Annotated in this window: 20 protein-coding genes; 11 read left to right on the top strand and 9 right to left on the bottom strand. The window is 64.3% G+C overall.

The features are described from left to right. Positions 1-167: 167 nt before the first annotated feature. Together recQ and B3361_RS17835 are read left to right on the top strand one after the other, a co-directional pair. On the top strand, positions 168-2,315 hold the full coding sequence (recQ, locus tag B3361_RS17840; RefSeq protein ID WP_054905574.1) for a DNA helicase RecQ: 2,148 nt from the start codon (positions 168-170) through the stop codon (positions 2,313-2,315). A gap of 150 nt (positions 2,316-2,465) precedes the next feature. After that, the gene (locus B3361_RS17835) at positions 2,466-2,903 is read left to right on the top strand and encodes a MarR family transcriptional regulator (protein ID WP_009683666.1); all 438 of its coding nucleotides are present in this window, start codon (positions 2,466-2,468) and stop codon (positions 2,901-2,903) included. A gap of 80 nt (positions 2,904-2,983) precedes the next feature. Here B3361_RS17835 and B3361_RS17830 read toward each other — a convergent pair whose 3' ends face one another. Further along, positions 2,984-5,170 (bottom strand): patatin-like phospholipase family protein, encoded by a 2,187-nt coding sequence (locus B3361_RS17830; protein ID WP_286920297.1) that lies wholly within the window; start codon positions 5,168-5,170, stop codon positions 2,984-2,986. A gap of 67 nt (positions 5,171-5,237) precedes the next feature. Between B3361_RS17830 and B3361_RS17825 the strand changes: the two genes are divergently transcribed. Continuing rightward, the gene (locus B3361_RS17825; RefSeq protein WP_054905572.1) at positions 5,238-5,519 is read left to right on the top strand and encodes a SelT/SelW/SelH family protein; all 282 of its coding nucleotides are present in this window, start codon (positions 5,238-5,240) and stop codon (positions 5,517-5,519) included. Position 5,520: 1 nt separating this feature from the next. Here the strand turns inward: B3361_RS17825 and B3361_RS17820 are convergent, their stop codons facing one another. Both B3361_RS17820 and B3361_RS17815 read right to left on the bottom strand, forming a co-directional pair. Further along, on the bottom strand, positions 5,521-6,405 hold the full coding sequence (locus B3361_RS17820) for a DMT family transporter (protein ID WP_054905571.1): 885 nt from the start codon (positions 6,403-6,405) through the stop codon (positions 5,521-5,523). A gap of 89 nt (positions 6,406-6,494) precedes the next feature. Beyond that, on the bottom strand, positions 6,495-6,806 hold the full coding sequence (locus B3361_RS17815) for a DUF962 domain-containing protein (RefSeq protein ID WP_009683661.1): 312 nt from the start codon (positions 6,804-6,806) through the stop codon (positions 6,495-6,497). Positions 6,807-6,958: 152 nt separating this feature from the next. Here B3361_RS17815 and B3361_RS17810 point away from each other — a divergent pair, with 152 nt between their 5' ends. Then, the gene (locus B3361_RS17810; protein ID WP_009683660.1) at positions 6,959-8,020 is read left to right on the top strand and encodes an AraC family transcriptional regulator; all 1,062 of its coding nucleotides are present in this window, start codon (positions 6,959-6,961) and stop codon (positions 8,018-8,020) included. On the opposite strand, the gene B3361_RS17805 is transcribed toward B3361_RS17810, so the two are convergent. Next, positions 7,977-9,431 carry a TrkH family potassium uptake protein gene (locus tag B3361_RS17805; protein ID WP_054881891.1) on the bottom strand — a complete coding sequence of 485 codons (1,455 nt, stop codon included), beginning with the start codon at positions 9,429-9,431 and terminating at the stop codon, positions 7,977-7,979. The two genes, B3361_RS17810 and B3361_RS17805, sit on opposite strands and share 44 nt — an antisense overlap. Positions 9,432-9,602: 171 nt before the next feature. On the opposite strand from B3361_RS17805, the gene B3361_RS17800 reads away from it, so the two are divergent. Next, positions 9,603-10,160 (top strand): NAD(P)H nitroreductase, encoded by a 558-nt coding sequence (locus B3361_RS17800; protein WP_054905570.1) that lies wholly within the window; start codon positions 9,603-9,605, stop codon positions 10,158-10,160. A gap of 56 nt (positions 10,161-10,216) precedes the next feature. Here B3361_RS17800 and B3361_RS17795 read toward each other — a convergent pair whose 3' ends face one another. The 5 genes from B3361_RS17795 to B3361_RS17775 form a co-directional block, all read right to left on the bottom strand. Continuing rightward, positions 10,217-11,554 (bottom strand): sensor histidine kinase, encoded by a 1,338-nt coding sequence (locus tag B3361_RS17795; protein ID WP_054905569.1) that lies wholly within the window; start codon positions 11,552-11,554, stop codon positions 10,217-10,219. A 59-nt stretch (positions 11,555-11,613) separates the two neighbouring features. Continuing rightward, the gene (locus tag B3361_RS17790; RefSeq protein ID WP_009683655.1) at positions 11,614-12,030 is read right to left on the bottom strand and encodes a Spy/CpxP family protein refolding chaperone; all 417 of its coding nucleotides are present in this window, start codon (positions 12,028-12,030) and stop codon (positions 11,614-11,616) included. 251 nt (positions 12,031-12,281) lie between these two features. Beyond that, positions 12,282-12,959 (bottom strand): response regulator transcription factor, encoded by a 678-nt coding sequence (locus B3361_RS17785; RefSeq protein ID WP_029887817.1) that lies wholly within the window; start codon positions 12,957-12,959, stop codon positions 12,282-12,284. Between the two features lie 125 nt (positions 12,960-13,084). Further along, positions 13,085-13,384: a YciI family protein gene (locus B3361_RS17780; RefSeq protein ID WP_054881893.1), complete on the bottom strand. Its 300-nt coding sequence runs from the start codon at positions 13,382-13,384 to the stop codon at positions 13,085-13,087. A gap of 1 nt (position 13,385) precedes the next feature. Continuing rightward, complete coding sequence (locus B3361_RS17775) at positions 13,386-13,979, bottom strand: septation protein A (RefSeq protein ID WP_029887818.1); 594 nt, start codon at positions 13,977-13,979, stop codon at positions 13,386-13,388. 67 nt (positions 13,980-14,046) lie between these two features. On the opposite strand from B3361_RS17775, the gene B3361_RS17770 reads away from it, so the two are divergent. The 6 genes from B3361_RS17770 to B3361_RS17745 all read left to right on the top strand — a co-directional run bounded on the left by B3361_RS17770 (position 14,047) and on the right by B3361_RS17745 (position 20,433). Further along, positions 14,047-14,907, top strand: coding sequence for a PHP domain-containing protein (locus B3361_RS17770; protein ID WP_054905568.1), 861 nt, complete (start codon positions 14,047-14,049; stop codon positions 14,905-14,907). A gap of 13 nt (positions 14,908-14,920) precedes the next feature. Next, positions 14,921-15,550, top strand: a complete 630-nt coding sequence (locus B3361_RS17765; RefSeq protein WP_054905567.1) for an L-threonylcarbamoyladenylate synthase — start codon at positions 14,921-14,923, stop codon at positions 15,548-15,550. A gap of 125 nt (positions 15,551-15,675) precedes the next feature. Next, a complete protein-coding gene (locus B3361_RS17760; RefSeq protein ID WP_161893131.1) occupies positions 15,676-16,401 on the top strand; it encodes a segregation and condensation protein A in 726 nt (241 codons plus the stop codon). Then, complete coding sequence (scpB, locus tag B3361_RS17755; RefSeq protein ID WP_054905566.1) at positions 16,388-17,158, top strand: SMC-Scp complex subunit ScpB; 771 nt, start codon at positions 16,388-16,390, stop codon at positions 17,156-17,158. Before B3361_RS17760 ends, scpB begins: the two co-directional genes overlap by 14 nt. A 185-nt stretch (positions 17,159-17,343) precedes the next feature. Further along, entirely contained in the window at positions 17,344-18,411 is a 1,068-nt protein-coding gene (gene rluB / locus B3361_RS17750) for a 23S rRNA pseudouridine(2605) synthase RluB (RefSeq protein WP_054905565.1), read from the top strand. A gap of 603 nt (positions 18,412-19,014) precedes the next feature. Next, positions 19,015-20,433: an amino acid permease gene (locus tag B3361_RS17745; protein WP_166524954.1), complete on the top strand. Its 1,419-nt coding sequence runs from the start codon at positions 19,015-19,017 to the stop codon at positions 20,431-20,433. Positions 20,434-20,569 lie beyond the last annotated feature (136 nt).

The following is a 20,569-nucleotide window of genomic DNA, read 5'->3' as shown; positions in this document are numbered from 1 at the left end:
ATCGCGGTGGTGCCCTGCGCGGGGCGGTGCTGCGGTATACTCCGCGATTTTCATCCAGGCGCGGTTTTACTGGCGGCCTGGCAAAAACCGCTTACGCATTTGGCGTGTGCGGGGCGGGTTTTTCGTCCAGCCTGTGTGCAGGGTGGTACGGCGATTTGGAGTTGCACATGCTCGAACAGGCTCAGCGCGTTCTCAAGGACATCTTTGGCTACGACAGTTTCCGAGGGCGCCAGGCAGCGATCATCGAATGCGTGGCCAATGGTGGCGATGCCCTGGTGCTGATGCCGACTGGCGGCGGCAAGTCGTTGTGTTTCCAGGTGCCGGGCCTGCTGCGCCCAGGCCTGACCGTGGTGGTCTCGCCGCTGATCGCGCTGATGGACGACCAGGTCGCCACGCTTGACGAGCTGGGCGTAGCCGCAGCCGCCCTGAACTCCACGCTCACGGCCGAGCAGCAGCGCGACCTGGCCGGGCGCCTGCGCCGTGGCGAAGTGAAAATGCTGTACCTGGCACCCGAACGCCTGGTGCAACCGCGCATGCTCGACTTCCTGCGCGACCTGGATATCTCGCTGTTCGCCATCGACGAAGCCCACTGCGTTTCGCAATGGGGCCATGACTTCCGCCCCGAATACCTGCAACTGGGCCAGTTGGCCGAACTGTTCCCGCATGTTCCGCGCATTGCCCTTACCGCCACCGCCGACATGCGTACCCGCGAAGAAATCGTTCAGCGCCTGCACTTGCAGGGCGCAGAGCGCTTCCTGTCGAGCTTCGACCGGCCGAACATCTTCTACCGCATCGTGCCCAAGGAAGCGCCGCGCAAACAATTGATGGCGTTCCTTGCCGAGCGCCGTGGCAACGCCGGCATCGTTTATTGCCTGTCGCGCAAGAAGGTCGACGAAACCGCCGCCTTCCTTTGCCAGCAGGGCTTCCCGGCGCTGCCATACCATGCCGGCCTGGCGGCCGAAACCCGCGCCGCCAACCAGCACCGCTTCCTCAACGAAGAGGGGCTGATCATGGTCGCCACGATCGCGTTCGGCATGGGTATCGACAAACCCAACGTACGCTTCGTGGCCCACCTCGACCTGCCCAAGTCGCTTGAGGCCTACTACCAGGAAACCGGCCGTGCCGGGCGAGACGGCCTGCCGTCCGATGCCTGGATGGCTTATGGCCTGCAGGACATGGTCATGCTCAAGCAGATGCTGCAGAACTCCGAAGGGGACGAACGCCACAAACGCATCGAGCAGCACAAGCTCGATGCCATGCTGGCGCTGTGCGAAGAAACCCGCTGCCGCCGCCAGTCGCTGCTGGCCTACTTCGATGAAATCCTCGAGCAGCCGTGCGGGCACTGTGACAACTGCGTCGACAACGTCCAGACCTGGGATGCTACCGAGCCGGCGCGCCAAGCCCTGTCGGCAGTGTTTCGCACCGGCCAGCGCTATGGTGTGGGCCACCTGGTCGACGTGTTGCTGGGCAAGGACACCGAAAAGGTGCGCAATTTCGGCCATGAAAAGCTGTCGGTTTTCGGCGTGGGCAAAGGCCTGGCCGAAGCCGAGTGGCGTTCGCTGTTCCGCCAGCTGGTGGCGCGCGGGCTGGTCGACATCGACCTGGAGGGCTACGGCGGCCTGCGCTTGTCCGACAGCTGCCGGCCACTGTTGCGTGGCGAGGTCACCTTGCAACTGCGCCGTGACCTCAAACCGCAGATCACTGCCAAAAGCGCGTCGTCCAGTGGCGGCAGCCCGGCCAGCCAACTGGTGCGGGCCGAAGAGCGGGAATTGTGGGAGGCATTGCGCACCTTGCGGCGCAAGCTGGCCGAAGAACACAGCGTACCGCCGTACGTCATCTTCCCCGACTCCACGTTGCTGGAAATGTTGCGCAGCCAGCCGGTCAGCCTCAGCGACATGGCCCAGGTCAGCGGCGTAGGCGCGCGCAAGCTGGAACGCTATGGCCAGGCGTTTCTTGAGGTACTGAACGACAACGGCGGCACCCGCGAGGCGCCGAAGGTGGTGCTCGACCTGCGTCATGAGCTGGTCAGCCTGGCCCGCGCCGGCATGACCCCAGCGCAAATCGCCGGGCAGCTCAACTGCAGCGAAAAGAATGTGTACAGCTTGCTGGCCGAGGCCCTGGGGCGCCAGGAGCTGAGCCTGGACCAGGCGCTGGACTTGCCAGAAGACCTGCTGATGGAGGTGCAGGACGCCTTCCTCGATGGCGAGGGCGAGCTGCCGCCGGTTGCGACCATCGCCCCGCTGTTTACCGGGCGAGTGCCGGAGGGGGTGCTGTATTGCGTACACGCGGCACTGGCAGCCGAGTTCGAGCTGTAGGCCTGCGCATGTTCGCAGGCACAAGCGCCATCTGCTGACCTTTGTCATGTTTTTTGACGATTTTCGCCCAAGTCACCTTGGCCGAGCCTTGCCTCATGGGGCAGGGCATGGTTAGCTGCCTAATAATTAGATCTACTCGATGAGTTACCTATGCCTCTAACCGACAACCAACACCGCTTCGGCATGCAACTGGCCCAGATGTCCCGGGGTTGGCGTGCCGAACTGGATCGCCGCCTGGCCGGGCTCAATCTGTCGCAGGCGCGCTGGTTGGTGTTGCTGCACCTGGCCCGTTTCCAAGACGCCCCGACCCAGCGTGAGCTGGCCCAGAGTGTGGGTGTCGAAGGCCCGACCCTGGCGCGTCTGCTCGATAGCCTGGAGGCCCAGGGGCTTGTACGGCGCCAGGCGGTGCTGGAAGACCGGCGGGCGAAGAAGATCGTGTTGTGCCCGCCGGCCAAGCCGCTGATCGAACAGATCGAGACCATCGCCAACCAGTTGCGCATCGAACTGTTCAGCGGGGTGGATGAAGCCGACCTGCAGGTGTGCATGCGGGTGCATGCCAAGATTCTGGGCAACCTGGAAAAATCCTGAGGCAGGGGCTGCCCTGCAGCCTTTCGCCGGCCCGCCCGCTCGGCGTGGCGGGCCCGACGCCCGGGCCCTGTACGTGCTGCCTAGAAGGTATGCCCCAGGTTCAGGTACACCGCCTGCTCATGCGCACTGTTGGTGCCATAGGTGAAATTCAATGGGCCCAGCGGCGTTTCCAGCCCGAGGAAAATACTCGCCGCATTGATGTAGCCACTGTCGAACGCATTGTCGTTGTTCCACGCCCGCCCGCGCTCCAGCGAACCGCCGATGTACAACGGGAAGTCCAGCGGCACATAAGCCCGTGGCGTCAGCCGGCGGTAGTAGACCACCCGCATCAGGCTCATGTTCTGGCCCGACACCGAGTCCTGGCGGAAGCCCGACAGCTCCCGCGCCCCGCCCAGCACGAAGCTGGAGGTCACTACTTCGGTGGCATCCAGCGTGCGCCCGTAGCGGCCGCCCAGCACGAAGGTGTTCGGGCCGCTGCTGATGGCCTTGTCGAGGTTGAACAGCCATTGCCGGTAATCCTGGTCGGAATCCAGCGACTTGTCGTACTTGCGCAAGGTCAGGCCGATGTCTTCGCCATGGTGTGGGAAATACACGTTGTCGAGGGTGTCGAACGAGTACTTCAGCTCGTAGAAGCCTTCGTTGAAACTGACCTTGGGCAAGTCCTGGTCGCCAATGCGCACCTCGGCCTCGCCCCAGGCCTTGCCAACCCCCAGGCGCACTTCGCCGCTGTTGCCGATCTGCCGGCCCACGTTCAGGCCAAAGCCATAGCGCTCCAGGCGGTACTCGGCGATCGGGTCGTTGTCGAGGGTGGCCTCGATGTTCTGTGAGCCGAAGTCCAGGTAGGGGGCGACGAAGTAGCGTGAGCCGACATCCAGCGGTTGGTAGAACTCGCTGTACAGCGCTTGCTGGTCGCCGATCTGGCCGCGGGTCAGCCACTCGGCACCCAGGCTGTTGATGCCGTTGACCCGGTAGCTGGCCCCCAGGTTGAAGGCGCTGTCGCCGCGCAGGTCGTCCGACAGGTTCAGGCCCAGGCGCAAGTAGTCGGTGCCGCCGCGGCGGCCGCGGGCGTTGATCACCAGGGTGTTTTCATCGCCCTTGTGCACCACGCGGTACTGCACCCGGTCGAAGTAGTCCAGGCCGTACAGCGTGCCCATGTCGGTCTCCAGGCGGCCAAGCTCCAGCGGGGCATTGATGGGCTGGCGAATGTACGAGCGGATCACATCGTCACTGACCTTGGCGTCGTTCTCGATTTTGATGGCAGTGATGATGGGCGTGCGTTGGCGCGGTGACCGGGCCGCGGCCAGGCTGCTGACGGCGGCTGGGTGGCGCAGCGCGGCCAGGCGCGCGTCGAGCAGGCGGGTAGCGCGGTAGCCGGCGTCGATCATGTCCCGCGCGCGGCCGAAGTCGGTCACGCCGTAGGCTGCCAGCGGCGGTTGGATGAGGATATCGTCGCGGTGCAGGCTGGCCAGTTGCTCTTCCGAGTTGCGCCGGGTTGTCAGCGTGATGGACTGGTTCAGCACATCGACCACGGTCAGCAACTGCTTGCGGTCGCGCAGCGGCGTACCGATATCCACCACGATGGCCAGGTCCACCCCCATATCGCGTGCCACATCGAGCGGAATATTGTCGACCATGCCGCCGTCCACCAGCAGGCGGCCGTCCAGTTCGACCGGGGCGAACACGGCCGGGATCGACATGCTGGTGCGGATCACCTGCGGCAGGTGGCCGCGGCGGAATACCACTTTTTCGCCACTGGCGATGTCGGTGGCCACGGCGCGGAAGGGGATGGGCAGCTTGTCGAAGTCGCGCGTGTCGGCGGTGTGGGCCAACTTGCTTTCCAGCAGCAACGACAGGTTCTGGCCTTGAATCACCCCCAGCGGCAGGCCCAGGCTGCCGTCGTCACGAAAGCTGAGCTTTTGCTTGACCAGAAAATCGCGGTCATCCTGCTTGCGCCGGAATGGCACGTCCTCGCGGGGTGGGCTGTCAGACAGCGCCTGCTGCCAGTCGAGGGTGGTGGCGAGGTGTTCCAGCTCTTCGACACTGTAGCCCGAGGCGTACAGCCCGCCGACTACAGCCCCCATGCTGGTGCCAGCAATGGCGTCGATGCGTACACCCTGTTCCTCCAGCGCCTTGAGCACGCCGATGTGCGCCAGGCCACGGGCCGCGCCGCCCGACAGCACCAGGCCGACCTTGGGCCGTGCCGGTTCGGCGGCGGTTGCTGTAAGCGAGGTGAGGGTGAACAGCAAGCAGAACAGCAAACGGCGCATCGTGGGTCTCAAACCGTGGGTCAAAGACCGCTAGTATAAGCCGCCCCTCAGCTGGAGTTATCTCAACATGGCCGACCACAAGCCGGAAATCGTCATCAATTATTGCACCCAGTGCCAGTGGCTGCTGCGGGCCGCGTGGCTGGCCCAGGAGTTGCTCAGCACGTTTGCCGACGACCTCGGCCGGGTGGCGCTGGAACCAGGTACCGGCGGTATTTTCCGCATTACCTGCAACGGCGTGCAGATTTGGGAGCGCAAGGCCGACGGCGGCTTCCCCGAGGCCAAGGTGCTGAAGCAGCGGGTGCGTGACCAGATCGACCCCCAGCGCGGCCTGGGCCACAACGACCGCTGAGTCACCCGCCCTCGGCCAGCGGCCGCTGCGCTGGCTCGGCGGCCAGGCGGCTGGACAGCACGATGGCGAGGATGACCAGTGCGCCGCCCAGCAGCATGCGCACCGTGGGGGTCTCGGCAAACACCAGCCAGGCTACGGCAATGCCGTAGACCGGCTCCATGCCGAACACCACGGCGGCAGTCCGGGCCTTGATGACCGCCAGGCTGGCGACGAACAGGCTGTGCGCCACGCCGGTGCAGAAAATGCCGAGCAGGCCGATCCACAGCCAGTCCACCGGCGCGACCGCGCCCAGCCCAGGGGCAGCGAACGCCAGCAGGCTCAGGCTTACCACCAGGTTTTGCCACAGTGCTGCCTGCACCGCAGGCAAGCGACCAGAGCCTGCGCGGTTGGTCAGGGACAGCAGTGAGAACAGCAGGCCCGAGAACAAGGCCCACAGCAGGCCGCCGGTCGCTTCGCTGGCCAGATCGAAGGCTGGCGTGACCAGTACCAGGCCGAGGCTGACCAGCAGCACCAGCAGCGCTTCGTTGCGGCGGATGCGCTCGCGGAACAGCAGCCCCTCGAGCAGCACGGTAAAGGCCGGGAAACTGGCGAAGCCGAGGGTGGCGATGGCCACGCCGCCGACCTTGACGGCGATGAAGAAGCTGACCCAGTGGCCGGCCAGCAGCACCCCGCCGAGCAACAGGCGGCGCGCATCCTGACCGTTCAGGCGTTGCCAGCCAGGGCCGGTGACACTGGCGAACAGCGCCAGGGCGAGCACGGCGAAAGCGGCGCGGCCGAACACGATGATCACCGGGCTGGCGCTGGCTGCCAGCTTGCCGAATACGCCGGTCAGGCCAAAGAACAGCGCGCCGATATGCAGGGCGCCGAGGGCGGTGCGGTGGTTCATGACAGGGGGCATCCTCGCAAGGCAAGCGGCCATTGTGCCTGAAGCCGTGCATGGCGAGGACCGGGTGGCCGCGCGCGCAGGCGCGCTGCTTACAGCCTGAGCTTGCCGAGCAGAATGTCGCGGAACATCACGAAGTCACCGGCAAGGCTGTAGAACGGGTAGGTGAATGTCGCCGGCCGGTTCTTTTCGAAAAAGAAATGCCCCACCCAGGCAAAGCCGTAGCCGAACAGCGGCACGGCCAGCAGCAACAGCCATTTGCCGCTGCCGATGGTATAGGCCAGCAGGGCGATCACCAGGCTGGTGCCGACAAAATGCAGGCGGCGGCAGGTGGGGTTGCTGTGCTCACCCAGGTAATACGGGTAGAACTCGGCAAAACTGCGAAACTGCGCTGTGCGGTTCATGGCAGTGCTCCGGGGTTGATACGTCTGGACAAGATGCACGGCGTGGAGCCTCATTCGAGTCTAGAGTGATTGGCAGGGCCTACCAGTGACAATAGGCGCCAATTGAGTATCCTTGGGGTTCACCGCAGGAGCGGTCAGGAAAGAAGCCTGTCATGAGCGAAAGAACCACGTCAGCCAGTTGGGCATCAGGGATTGTAAAGGCACTCGAGCTGGAAGGGCTGGACTGCCGGGCCATGTTCAAGCAGTTGGGGCTGGATTTCGCCGCCCTCGACGATCCCGACGCGCGTTTCCCCCAAGACTCCATGACCCGGCTGTGGCAATTGGCAGTGGAACTGTCCGGCAACGAGGCCATTGGCCTGAACATGGCGCGTGTGGTACGCCCGGCCTCGTTTCACGTGGTGGGCTATGCGCTGATGTCCAGCCGCACCTTGGCCGAGGGGTTCGAGCGGCTGGTACGCTACCAGCGCATCATCGCCGAAAGCTCCGATCTCAGTTTCGTGCTGGGTCCCGAGGGCTACTCGTTGATCCTCACCGTGCACGGCGACCATCTGCCGCCCACCCGCCACAGTGCCGAAGCGTCGTTGGCCTGTGCGCTGGCGCTGTGCAAATGGTTGAGCGGCCGCCCGGTGCAGCCACGCCGGGTTTTGGTGCAGGGGCCGCAACCCAGGAATATCGAGCCGTACAAGGTGGCGTTCCATTCGCCGCTGATCTTCGACGCGCCGTATGACGCGCTGGTGTTCGAGCGGGCCGACATGGAGGCACCCTTGCCCACGGCCAATGAAGCCATGGCAGTGCTGCACGACCGGTTTGCCGGGGAGTACCTGGCGCGGTTTTCCGAAAGCCGCGTGACCCACCGGGTGCGCCAGGTGCTGTGCCGCATCTTGCCGCAGGGGGAGCCCAAGCGTGAGACCCTGGCGCAGGCCTTGCACTTGTCGCAGCGCACCCTGCAGCGGCGTCTGCAGGAAGAGGGCACCAGCTTCCAGGCGTTGCTCGACGACACCCGGCGCGAACTGGCCGAACAGTACCTGGCCCAGCCGGGCATGACCCTGCTGGAAACCGCCTACCTGCTGGGCTTCGCCGACCCCAGCAACTTCTACCGCGCGTTCCGCCGGTGGTTCGATACCACGCCCAGTGAGTACCGCGCCCGGCTCGGCGCCGTGGGCGAAGGGCTCAGTGACGCCAGAACGCCGGCATGCACAACACTAGCACGGTGATGATTTCCAGCCGGCCAAGCAGCATGCCGGCAGCCAGGATCCACTTGGCGGCGTCCGGCAGCGTGGCGTAGTTGCCCGACGGGCCGATCACTTCCCCCAGGCCAGGTCCCACCCCGGAGACCGTACCGGCAGCCCCGGTCAGGGCGGTCATCCAGTCCACCCCCAGCAGCGACAGCAGCAGCGCCATGACGCAGATGGTGATGGCGAAGAAGAACGAGAACGTCAGGATCGAGCGCACGATATCTTCATCGAGGCGGTGGCCGTTGTACTTCTGCTTGATCACCGCACGCGGGTGGATCAGCTGGTTGAGGCTGGCCTTGAGCAGGATGTAGGCGACCTGGAAACGGAAGATCTTGATGCCGCCCGCGGTCGAGCCGGAACAGCCGCCGACGAAGCCCAGGTAGAAGAACAGCATCAGCGAAAAGTTGCCCCACAGGCTGTAGTCACCCAGGGCGAAACCGGTGGTGGTGACGACCGAGGTCACGTTCAGCGCCACGTGGCGCAGCGCGTCCAGCCAGTGCAGGTTGGTGCTGTACCAGTACCAGGTTCCCAGAACCAGCCAGGTGACCAGCAGCATGCCCAGCAAGCCCTGCACCTGCTGGTCGCGGAGCAGCGCCCTGCGGTTGCCGCGCAGGGTGGCCACGTACAGGGTGAACGGCAGGCTGCCCATGATCATTACCACCACTGCCACCCAGTGCACGGCGGGAATGTCCCATTTCGCCAGGGACTGGTCGGAGGTGGAAAAACCACCGGTGGAAATCGCCGACATGGCGTGGTTGATGGCATCGAACGGGCTCATGCCGGCCCACCAGAAAGCCAGCGCGCCAAGGATCGAGAAGCCGACGTATACCCCCACGATCGACTTGGCGACCATGTGCGAGCGCGGCATGACCTTTTCGGAGCGGTCGGAAGACTCGGTCTGGAACAGGCGCATGCCACCAATGCGCAGCAGCGGCAGGATGGCCACCGCCATGGCGATGAAGCCGATACCGCCCAGCCAGTGCAGCATCGAGCGCCACATCAGGATGCCTGGCGACATGCTGTCGAGCCCGCTGAGCACGGTGGCGCCGGTGGCGGTGATGCCCGACATGCTTTCGAAGAAGGCGTCGGTGTAGCTGATGTGCTGGGTCAGCAGGAAGGGCAGGGCGGCGAACACGCAGACCACCAGCCAGCTGCAGACCGTCAGCAGGTACATGTCGCGTGGCCGCAGGTGCACATGCTCGGGCCGCCCTTGCAGCACCATGGCCAGCCCGGCAATGAAGGTGATCAGGCTGGACCACAGGAACGACGGCATGTCGCCGGTGCGTTCGAATATCACCAAGGTCGCCATGGGCACGGCCATGCCCACAGCCAGGGTGATCAGGAAGATGCCGATGATGAAACCAATGATCCTTAAGGTCGGCAACGCCATGTGATCTGCTCTGACTCGAAACGGAAGGGCGCCATTCTACCTATGGGCCGGGCCGCTGCAAGCCAGGCGCGGCACGCTGCACGAAAAGCCGGCGTGCTGCAGCTTGCAGCTTGCAGCTTAGGGCGTGCAGCTTGAGAATGGCCGCACATTCCACTGCCAGGAGGGTAGCCGATGGAGGCTCTCGACGCATTGCTCAACCGTGTTTCCGTGCCACGCCTGACCGACCCTGCCCCCAATGCCGCCCAGCGCGAGGCGCTGTTCCAGGCTGCCCTGCGGGCGCCGGACCACGGCCAACTGCGGCCTTGGCGGTTCCTGACCATCGAAGGGCAGGGCCGCGAGAAGCTGGGCGAGCTGTTCGCCGAAGCGGTGCAGCACAAGGGTGAAGCCACCCAGGCTGCGCTGGACAAAGCCCGCGCCATGCCGCTGCGCGCACCGTTGCTGATCGTGGTGGTGGCCAGCTTGCAGGACCACTTCAAGGTGCCCAAGTCCGAGCAGCGCCTGGCGGCGGGCTGTGCGGCACATGGCATCCTGATCGCTGCCCATGCGCAGGGCATCGGCGCCGTATGGCGCACCGGGGACATGGCCTTCGACGCGCATGTGCACAAGGGGCTGGGGCTGGCGGAGAACGAGGAACTGATCGGCTACCTGTACGTCGGCACGCCAATGACCGAGCCACGGACCGCGCCGGTGCTGGCCACCGCTGATTTCGTCACGGGCTGGGGCGAGTGACGCGGGCGCGAGCAAGGGCTGCGCTGCAGCCCTGAACGTACACGGCCTTGGCAGCCTTACGCTGAAGCGGCTTGCAAGGGCAGTTCAAGCCGGGCGACAAAGCCGCCCTGCGGGTGGTTGTGCAGTACCAGACTGCCGCCATGCCGCTCCGCCGCCTTGCGCGCAATCGCCAACCCCAGGCCGTGCCCTGGGGCCTCCTGCCCCGGTGCGCGGAAGAACGGTTCACCCAGCTGGGCGAGGTACTCCGGGGCTGCACCCGGGCCATGGTCGCGCACACAGATCACCACCCGCGCCTGATCGCGCACGGCACTGACTTCGATGGGCTGGCCTGCCGGGTTGAAGCGCAGGGCGTTGCGCAGCAGGTTGTCCACGGCCCGCTCGATCAGTGTCGGCCAACCTTGCAACACCAGCCCCGGTTGCGCCTCCAGGCGCACGTCCTGGTCGGGCGCGCCGAGCAGGGCGTCCTTGCGCACACTGCCCAACAAGGCATTGAGGTCTATCGCTTCGGCGTGGGCCTGTTCGGCATCCACGCGGGCCAGGGTGAGTATTTCGCTGATCAGGTCTTCCAACCGGTCGCACTCGCGGGTCAGGCGCGGCCACAGGGCCTGGCGCTGTTCGGGCTCGGCGCGTTCGGCCAGGGCCAGGGCAATGCGCAGCCTGGCCAGCGGTGAGCGCAGTTCGTGGGACACGTCGCGCAGCAATTGGCGCTGGCTGGCGAGGGTGCTTTGCAGGCGCGCGCCCATCTTGTTGAAGTCGTTGGCCAGCACGCCGAATTCGTCACGCCGGGCTGCCAGGCGCGCCAGGCTGTTCTGCTGATAGGTGCTCTGGCCCAGGTCGTGCACAGCGCTGCGCAAGCGGCTCAACGGGCGCGTGATGGACAGCGTGACCAGCAGGCTGAACAGGGTCAACACCACCAGGGCGATGCCCAGTGCGCTGAGTGGCCACATCAGGCTGTCCCGGTGCCACTCATCCAGCGCCGGGTGGGGGATGCGGTAGATCAGCAGGTAGGTCTGGCCGGTGTCGGGGCTGGTGTATTCCTCGGTCAGCCGGCGCCATGGCAGGCGGCGCTGGTCGTTGTGCTGGCGTGCCTCGAAGGCTGCTGCCCGGCGCGGGAACGTGCCGGGCACCACCGCGTCACCACTGTCATCGAGCACCTGCACGTCGATCTTGTAGCGGTCCTTGCGCTGTTCCAGGAACTGCTGCGCTGCAGTCACGCCCTCCTGCTCGTAGTGCCTGGCCCACTGGCTGGCCAGCGTGTTCAGGCCGGGGTGGCGGCTGAGGATCCAGGCGTCCTGGTTGAGCATGTGCCCAAGCAAGATCGACAGGCCTGCAACCAGGGTGATGGCCAACCAGAAGCTGGCCAGGATGCGCCAGAACAGTGAACGCAAGAGCACCTCCTAAAACAGAAAAAGCCCGGCTCGCGCTGGGGCGAGCCGGGCATCAGGCTGACAGCTTACTGGGCCTTTTTGGCTTTTTCAGCTTTCCAGGCCTGGAACTCCTGCCACTCGGCTTTCTTGGCAGCGCGTTCCTTTTGCAGTTCGTCGAACTTCTTCTGCTGGTCCGGCTTGAGCAGGTTGCGCACGGCGGTGTCGGTCTTGGCGCGGCTGGCTTGCAGTTCGTCCTTCATGGCTTTCTGGTCGGCAGCCGGCAGTTTGGCCAGGTAACGCTCGGTAATGTCGCGGCGCTGCTGCATTTGCTCGCCCATCAGCTTGCCGATCTGCTGGCGCTGGTCACGGCTCAGGTCCAGTTGCTGGAAGGCCGCTTCACCGCGGTGATGCGGGCCGTCGTGACGTGGGCCGCCGTCAGGCATGGCCATGGCTACGGTTGGCAGGGCGGCGGCGAACATCAGGGCGATAAGGGTCTTGCGCATGGTGTCTCTCCTTTCATAGGCCGGTGGTTACCGGATGAGCACAGTCTAGGGAGATCACCGTCAAGCGCAGTCAGTGGATGGTAAAGGCTGGGTAAAGAACAGCTGGAAGCTACAAGCTGCAAGCTACAAGCTACAAGCTACAAGCTACAAGCTACAAGCTACAAGCTACAAGCTTAAAGCTTAAAGCTACAAGTGAGGCCGATCGCGATTCTGCTCTTTCTTGCAGCTTGCAGCTTGCAGCTCGCAGCAGCTCACAGGCAGTAGTAATAGCCGCGGCTGCGCAGGGCGACGATGCGTGGCCGGCCATCGGCATGCGGGCCGATCTTCTTGCGCAGGTTGCTGACGTGCATGTCCAGGCTGCGGTCGTAGAGGGTGAGCTTGCGGCCCAGGCCGATCTGCGCCAGTTCCTGTTTGTCCAGCGGCTCGCCAGGCTGGCGCAGCAGCGCTTCAAGTATGCGGCTTTCGGACAAGGTCAAGGTCATTTCCCGGCCATCGATGCTGGCCACGCCGCGGGCTGGGCTATAGACCAAGTCGCCCAGCTCCAGCTGGCTGGTGGCGGCAACGGGGTGGCTGCGGCGCAGTACTGCACGCAGGCGCGCGGTAAGCTCGCGTGGGTCGCACGGTTTGGCCAGGTAATCGTCGGCACCCAGTTCCAGGCCAAGAATACGGTCAAGCGGCTCGCCACGGGCCGACAGCATCAGCACCGGCAGTTCGGCGTGCTCGCTGCGCAGTTGTTTGAGCAACTCCAGGCCGCTGCCGTCGGGCAACATGACATCCAGCACCACGGCCGCAGGTGCATGCTCGGCCAAGGCCTGGCGTGCACTCTGCCCGTCGTGGCAGGCACGTACGGAAAACCCTTCCTGGGTCAGCCAGCTGCACAGCAGCTCGCACAGTTCCTGGTCATCATCAATCAGTAACAGCTCGCTCATGACTCACTCGATTCCACCATTGACGGCGGCTCTGCGGCCCGCCAGTGGCAAAGATACCGCAGACTGATGGCTTGCGTATAACGGCAGCTATCGCCTGGCCACTTCGCGGGCATGGAGCGGTCAGGTCAAGGCAGCACTTGCTTGAACGGCTTGACCACGACCTTGTCGTACACGCCTGCGGCAATGTACGGGTCGGCATCGGCCCAGGCCTGGGCTTCGGCCAGCGAGGCAAACTCGGCGACGATCAGGCTGCCGCTGAAGCCGGCTTCGCCCGGGTCGTTGCTGTCGATGGCCGGGTGTGGGCCGGCCAGCACCACGCGGCCTTCGGCCTTGAGCTGCTGCAGGCGTTCGATGTGCGCCGGGCGGGCAGCCAGGCGCTTTTCCAGGGAGTTCGCGACGTCGCTGGCAATGATGGCGTAGAGCATGTCAATCCTTGGGTTTGGAGGTAGAAGGGTCGTCGTGCAGGTGGCGCGACAGGTACACGCCTTGCGCCACCAGGAAGATCACGGTCATGCCCAGGCTGCCGAACACCTTGAAGTCCACCCAGAAGTCCTGGAAGGTGAAGGCGACGAACAGGTTGGCCGCACCACAGAACAGGAAGAACGCGATCCAGGCCAGGTTCAAGCGCGTCCAGATGGCATCCGGGAGGGTGAGGGCGTGACCCATGATGCGTTTGATCAGCACCCGGTCACCGATGAAGTGGCTGCCGGCAAAGCCCAGGGCGAACAGCCAGTTGACCACCGGCGCCTTCCACTTGAGGAAGGTTTCGCTGTGGAAGGTCAGGGTCAGGCCGCCGAATACCAGGCAGGCCACCAGGGTCAGCCACTGGCCCTTTTCCAGCTTGCGCTGGCGCAGGAACAGCGCGCCGTACACCACCAGCGAGCTGACGATCAGCATGGCCGTGGCGCTGTAGATACCGCCGAATTCGAAGCTGTGGCCAGCGACTTCAAGCGGGCGTGGGTCCAGCTTGTACACGATGAAGAACAGCAACAGCGGGATGAAATCGATGAATTGTTTCACAATGGCAGCCAGAATCGGGATGTGACGGCATAATAACAAACATCGATTCCAGCGAAAGCGCTCCTCCATGAATGTTGATCTGCACTGTCACAGCACGGCCTCCGACGGCGCCCTGTCGCCCACGGCGCTGGTCGCCCGGGCCCATGAGCACGGGGTGCAAACGCTGGCCCTGACCGACCATGACACCCTCGAAGGCCTGCCCGAAGCGCGCCTGGCCTGCGTTGAGCGGGGCATGCGCTGGGTCAGCGGGGTCGAGCTTTCGTGCACCTGGGGGGGCGCAACCATTCACGTGCTGGGCTACGACTTCCCGCTCGATGCGCCGCCATTGCTGGCGGCGATCGAAGCGTTGCACCGCGGCCGCTGGCTGCGCGCCGAAGAAATCGACAAGCGGTTGGCCGCCAAGGGCATGCCAGGCACCCTCGACGGCGCCCGCGCCGTGCAGCACGAGCTGGGCGACAGCGGCAACGCACCGGCGCGCCCGCACTTTGCCGAATACCTGGTGCGTGCCGGGCACGTCAAGGACCGCGGCGAGGCGTTTCGCAAGTGGCTGGGGGCGGGCAAGCTGGGCGACGTCAAGCAGCATTGGCTCACCCTTGATGAAACCGTTGCCACGCTGCGCCAGTCCAAAGCCTGGGTGAGCCTGGCCCATCCCATGCACTACGACCTGACCCGCAGCAAGCGCAGGCGGCTGATTGCCGACTATATTCAGGCAGGTGGGCAGGCGCTTGAAGTGGTCAACGGGATGATGCCTGCCGAGCAGGTGGGCACCCTGTCCATCCTTACCCGTGAGTTCGGCCTGCTGGCAAGCGCTGGCAGTGACTTCCACGGCCCCGGCACCTGGGGCGAGATCGGTGCCTACCGGCCTTTGCCCGAGGACCTGCCGCCTTTGTGGCGCCGATTCAGCCATGAACAGCCTATTACGGTATGAACAGGACGACTACGTGAGCCAATTTTTCCAGATTCATCCGGAGAACCCCCAGCCGCGGCTGATCCGCCAGGCGGTAGAGATCATCCGCAAGGGGGGCGTGGTGGTGTACCCCACCGATTCGGCCTATGCGTTGGGTTGCCAGATCGGCGACAAGGCGGCGATCGAGCGCGTCCGGCGCCTGCGTGGCCTGGACAAGACCCACAACTTCACCCTGATGTGCTGCGACATGTCGCAGCTGGGGTTGTATGCCAAGGTCGATACCGGCACCTTCCGCCTGCTCAAGGCGCACGTGCCTGGGCCGTACACCTTCATCCTCAACGGCACCCGCGAAGTGCCCCGCCTGCTGCTGCACGAAAAACGCCGCACCATCGGCCTGCGGGTACCAGACCACGCCATTACCCTGGCGTTGCTGGCTGAGCTGGGCGAGCCGCTGATGAGCGTGAGCCTGATCCTGCCTGGCGATAACGAGCCGATGACCGACCCTTACGAAATTCGTGCGCGCCTGGAGCACCATGTCGACCTGGTGATCGATGGCGGCTACGGTGACCTCAAGGCGTCGACCATCATCGACCTTTCCGGCGACGAACCTGAGCTGATTCGAGAAGGCTGCGGCGACCCTGCGCCGTTCATGGCCAGCGCGTGAGCCAGCTGCAAGCGCCCGAGGCGCCGGCCACGCAGGTCGACGAGCCGCGGCAGTTGCAACTGGCCTTGGTCTACGGCGAAGCCCTGACCGAGATGCCGCTGGACCTGTACATCCCGCCAGACGCCCTGGAAGTCATCCTGGAAGCCTTCGAAGGGCCGCTGGACCTGTTGCTGTACCTGATCCGCAAGCAGAACATCGACATCCTCGACATCCCCGTGGCTGAAATCACCCGCCAGTACATGGGCTATGTGGAGCTGATGAAAAGCGTGCGCCTGGAACTGGCCGCCGAATACCTGGTAATGGCGGCCATGCTTGCCGAGATCAAGTCGCGCATGCTGCTGCCGCGCTCGGCCGAGGCCGAGGAAGAGGAGGGTGACCCGCGCGCCGAGTTGATCCGCCGGCTGCAAGAGTACGAGCGTTTCAAGGCCGCAGCCGAAGGTATCGACGCGTTGCCACGGGTTGGCCGTGAGGTGCGGGTGCCGCGCCTGGAGGCACCGCAGGCCAAGGTGCGCAAGCTGTTGCCGCAGGTCAGCCTGGAAGAGCTGCTGGTGTCCATGGCCGAGGTGATGCGGCGCAACGACCTGTTCGAGAGCCACCAGATCAGCCGTGAAACGCTGTCCACCCGCGAGCGCATGAGCCAGGTGCTGGAGCGCCTCAAGGGCGGTGCTTTCGTGCCGTTCGTCGAGCTGTTCGGGCACGACGAGGGCAAGCTGGGGGTAGTGGTCACCTTCATGGCGATTCTCGAACTGGTCAAGGAAGCGCTGATCGAACTGGTGCAGAATGAACCCTTCGCCGCCATCCACGTGCGGCTTCGCCCGGCGCTTGTTGAAGAACCCGATGAACCTGAATGAACCCCGCGACCTGGCGTCGCTGATCGAAGCCTTCCTGCTGGCGTCGGGCAAACCGCAATCACTGGAGCGTCTGTTCGAGTTGTTCGAGGAAGCCGAGCGCCCCGAGCCCAAGGTTTTCAGGCAGGCGCTGGAGGTGCTGGGCAAATCGTGCAACGGCCGCGCTTTCGAGCTCAAGGAGGTGGCCAGCGGCTACCGCCTGCAAATTCGCGAAGCCTACGCCCCTTGGGTCGGCCGCTTGTGGGAAGAGCGCCCGCAGCGCTATTCGCGTGCCTTGCTGGAAACCCTGGCGTTGATCGCCTATCGCCAGCCGATCACCCGTGGCGAGATCGAGGATGTGCGCGGGGTGGCGGTGAACAGCAATATCATCAAGACCCTGATGGAGCGCGAGTGGATACGCGTGGTGGGCTACCGCGAGGTGCCCGGCCGGCCGGCGATGTTCGCCACCACCAAGGCGTTCCTGGACCACTTCAACCTCAAGAGCCTGGAGCAGTTGCCAGCGTTGGCCGAGTTGCGCGAGCTGCAGCCTGAGCCGCTGCTCGACCCGGATGATGCACCGGTACCGGCCCACCTGCAGGCCCTGGCCGATGCCAGCCTGGGCGAGCAGGAAGCGGTTGACGAGCCAAAGGAGGAAACCAGCTTCCGCAGCTTGCTGGTGGAGCTGGATGCCATGGAAGAAGGGCTGAAGACCGACTTTGACGATTTGCGTGGGCAAGCACCTGAGGCCGCGGTGGAAGAAGAGGGCAAGCTGCAGCCCTGATCGTGCGGTTGCCTGTAGCGGCCCTGCGCGGCAAGCACCTCACCGTTAGGCAGAAACCTCTCGCTGCCCCCGCAAAACCTCCTAACCTGCAGTGCGTTCCCCCGCCGAACCGCGTATGATGCGCGGCCTTTTGGCGCATTCGTCGCCAGAAACCCTTTGTCATTCCTACACCGGGAGGTGCCCAGATGAGTGAGCAAGACCTGCAAGACACCGCAATTACCCCGCCGTCCGGCGAAAAACTGCAGAAAGTGCTGGCCCGCATCGGCGTGGGCTCGCGCCGTGACGTCGAGGCCTGGATCAGCCAGGGCCGGATCAAGGTCAACGGCGTCGCGGCTACCCTCGGCCAACGCGTCGACCTGCACGATGCCATTGCCGTTGACGGCAAGCTGATCAAGCGCGAGGAGGCTGCCGAGGCCACCCGCCGGGTGATCATGTACAACAAACCCGATGGCGAGATCTGCACCCGTGACGACCCGGAAGGCCGCCCGACCGTGTTCAATCGCCTGCCGCGGCCAAAAGAAGGCCGTTGGATCAACATTGGCCGACTCGACATCAACACCACCGGCCTGCTGCTGTTCACCACCGACGGTGAACTGGCCAACCGCCTGATGCACCCGTCCTACGAGATGGACCGCGAGTACGCGGTGCGTGTGCGTGGTGAAGTCGATGACGAGATGATCGAGCGCCTGAAGGCCGGTGTAATGCTCGAAGACGGCCCGGCCAAGTTCACCGACATCCAGAAGGCACCCGGTGGCGAAGGTTTCAACCACTGGTACCACTGCGTGGTGATGGAAGGCCGTAACCGCGAGGTGCGTCGCCTGTGGGAATCCCAGGGCATGGTGGTCAGCCGCCTGAAGCGCGTGCGCTTCGGCCCGGTGTTCCTCAACTCCGACCTGCCGATGGGCCGCTGGCGGGAAATGTCCCAGGGCGAAATCGACATCCTGGCCGCTGAAGTCGGCTTGCAGCCGGTTGCGCTGCCTGCCTTGAACCTCAAGGCCAAGGACAAGATGGAGCGACTGCAGCGCAAATCGTCCCGCCCGCTGGGCCGTGGCGAGCGCGTGCGCAACCTGCGCCCGGCCCACGAAGGTGCTGCCGCTGGCGAGCGCCCGGCACGCCAGCCGCGTGAAGAAGCGCCACGCAAAGGCAACCGCGGCAGCGCCGTGGCCGAGCGCCCAAGCGAAATGCGCAAGCGCCCAGCCAAGCCTGAAGGTGACAAGCCTGCCGGCCGTGGCCGTGGCAAGCCGCGTGGCTGATTGGCCCAATTAAGTAATTTGGGGCCGCTTTGCGGCCCCAAGACACTGAAGCAAAAGAATTTTTCGGACGACTGGCAAGTCCGCGAACCACCCCGTAAAGAAATGTGTACAAAATCAGCCGATTTCCGTTCGTGTTTCGGAATACGCCCCGGCCTGTCAAAAAAACTTGCCGCTGCCAACGATGCAAGCCCCCCGCGCCAATCCCCACCACCCTTGCCCAAACCCCCTTGCCCACGGTGTTATAGCCGCTATTGCCGTGTGCAACAGCCGGTTCACAGCGCCTGGCTGACAAAACAACAAATGGAGGCGCCATGTACGCCGATCACTCCGCCTTTGAAGGCCTATACCACAGGATCGCTGCGTTTTTTCCCGAGGAAAGGATGCAACGCGTTGACGCCTGCGCGTTTGCAGGGGTATACAGTGCGCCGCGTTTTACCTGTGACCCCCTTGCGTACCGCGCACTCTTGATCACGCCTGGTTGACCCGCCCCGGCGGCACCTGAGGTCGAGAAACCCAAGGTAACCACCTTGCCCATTCCGCTGCGCCACGAGCGCGGTGGGTCCGATTCCGTCACAGATAAAAACAATGCAGGTGACTTCGTTCATGAGTGGACAAAACATGCATTCAGGCGAGCTCAAGCGGGGCCTGAAGAACCGTCACATCCAGTTGATCGCCCTTGGCGGCGCAATTGGTACCGGCCTGTTCCTCGGCTCGGCAGGCGTGATGAAATCCGCCGGCCCGTCGATGATCCTCGGTTACGCCATCTGCGGCTTCATCGCCTTCATGATCATGCGCCAGCTTGGCGAGATGATCGTCGAGGAGCCGGTGGCCGGCTCATTCAGCCATTTTGCCCACACCTACTGGGGCGGCTTCGCCGGTTTCCTGTCTGGCTGGAACTGCTGGGTGCTGTACATCCTGGTGGGCATGTCGGAGCTGTCGGCGGTTGGCAAGTATGTCCATTACTGGTGGCCGGAAATCCCGACCTGGGTTACCGCAGCCGCCTTCTTCGTGCTGATCAACGCCATCAACCTGATGAACGTGAAGTTCTTCGGTGAAGCCGAATTCTGGTTCGCCATCATCAAGGTGGTCGCCATCGTCAGCATGATCGGCCTGGGTGCCTACCTGCTGACCAGCGGCAGCGGCGGCCCGGAGGCCACCGTCGCCAACCTGTGGTCGCACGGCGGGTTCTTCCCCAATGGCGTCAGCGGCCTGGTGATGGCCCTGGCCTTCATCATGTTCTCTTTCGGTGGCCTGGAAATGCTCGGGTTCACCGCTGCCGAGGCCGACAAGCCGAAGACCGTGATCCCCAAGGCGATCAACCAGGTCATCTACCGTATCCTGATCTTCTACGTGGGTGCGTTGGTGGTGCTGCTGTCGCTGACCCCGTGGGACAACCTGGTGGCCAGCATCGACGCCTCGGGCGGCAGTTATGGCAGCAGCCCATTCGTGCAGGTGTTCTCGCTGCTGGGCAGTGACGTGGCCGCCAACCTGCTGAATTTCGTGGTGCTGACGGCCGCGCTGTCGGTGTACAACAGCGGCACCTACTGCAATGCCCGCATGCTGCTGGGCATGGCGGAGCAGGGCGATGCCCCGGCAGCGCTGGCCAAGGTCGACAAACGCGGCGTGCCGGTGCGCTCGATTCTGGTGTCGGCAGCGGTGACCTTCGTGGCCGTGCTGCTCAACTACCTGATGCCGCAAAATGCCCTGGAACTGCTGATGTCGCTGGTGGTGGCTACCCTGGTGATCAACTGGGCGATGATCAGTTATTCGCACCTGAAATTCCGCCAGCACCTTGACCGCACCGGCCAGAAGCCGCTGTTCAAGGCGCTGTGGTACCCCTATGGCAACTATGTGGTGCTGGCCTTCGTGGTGCTGATTCTCGGCATCATGCTGATGATTCCAGGCATTCAGGTGTCGGTGTACGCGATCCCGATCTGGCTGTTTGCGATGTTCGTGGTGTACATGGTCAAGCCACGTCGGCGGCTGAATACCGGTGGGGTTGCTGGAACCGTAGCCAAGTAAGGGTCTGCAGGAAATAGAGAAACCCGAAGCCGGGGGACTGGCTTCGGGTTTTTTATTGCCTGTTTGGGCTCTATCGCCGGCAAGCCAGCTCCCAGAGGGATCGCATCAGGGCTGATAGGTGTTTGCCACAAGGTAT

The organism is Pseudomonas sp. UBA6699, from assembly GCF_002454615.1.
Lineage (GTDB): Bacteria > Pseudomonadota > Gammaproteobacteria > Pseudomonadales > Pseudomonadaceae > Aquipseudomonas > Aquipseudomonas juntendi.
The sequence above is the reverse complement of the archived record's forward strand: the minus strand, read 5'-3'. Positions and strand labels throughout refer to the sequence as shown.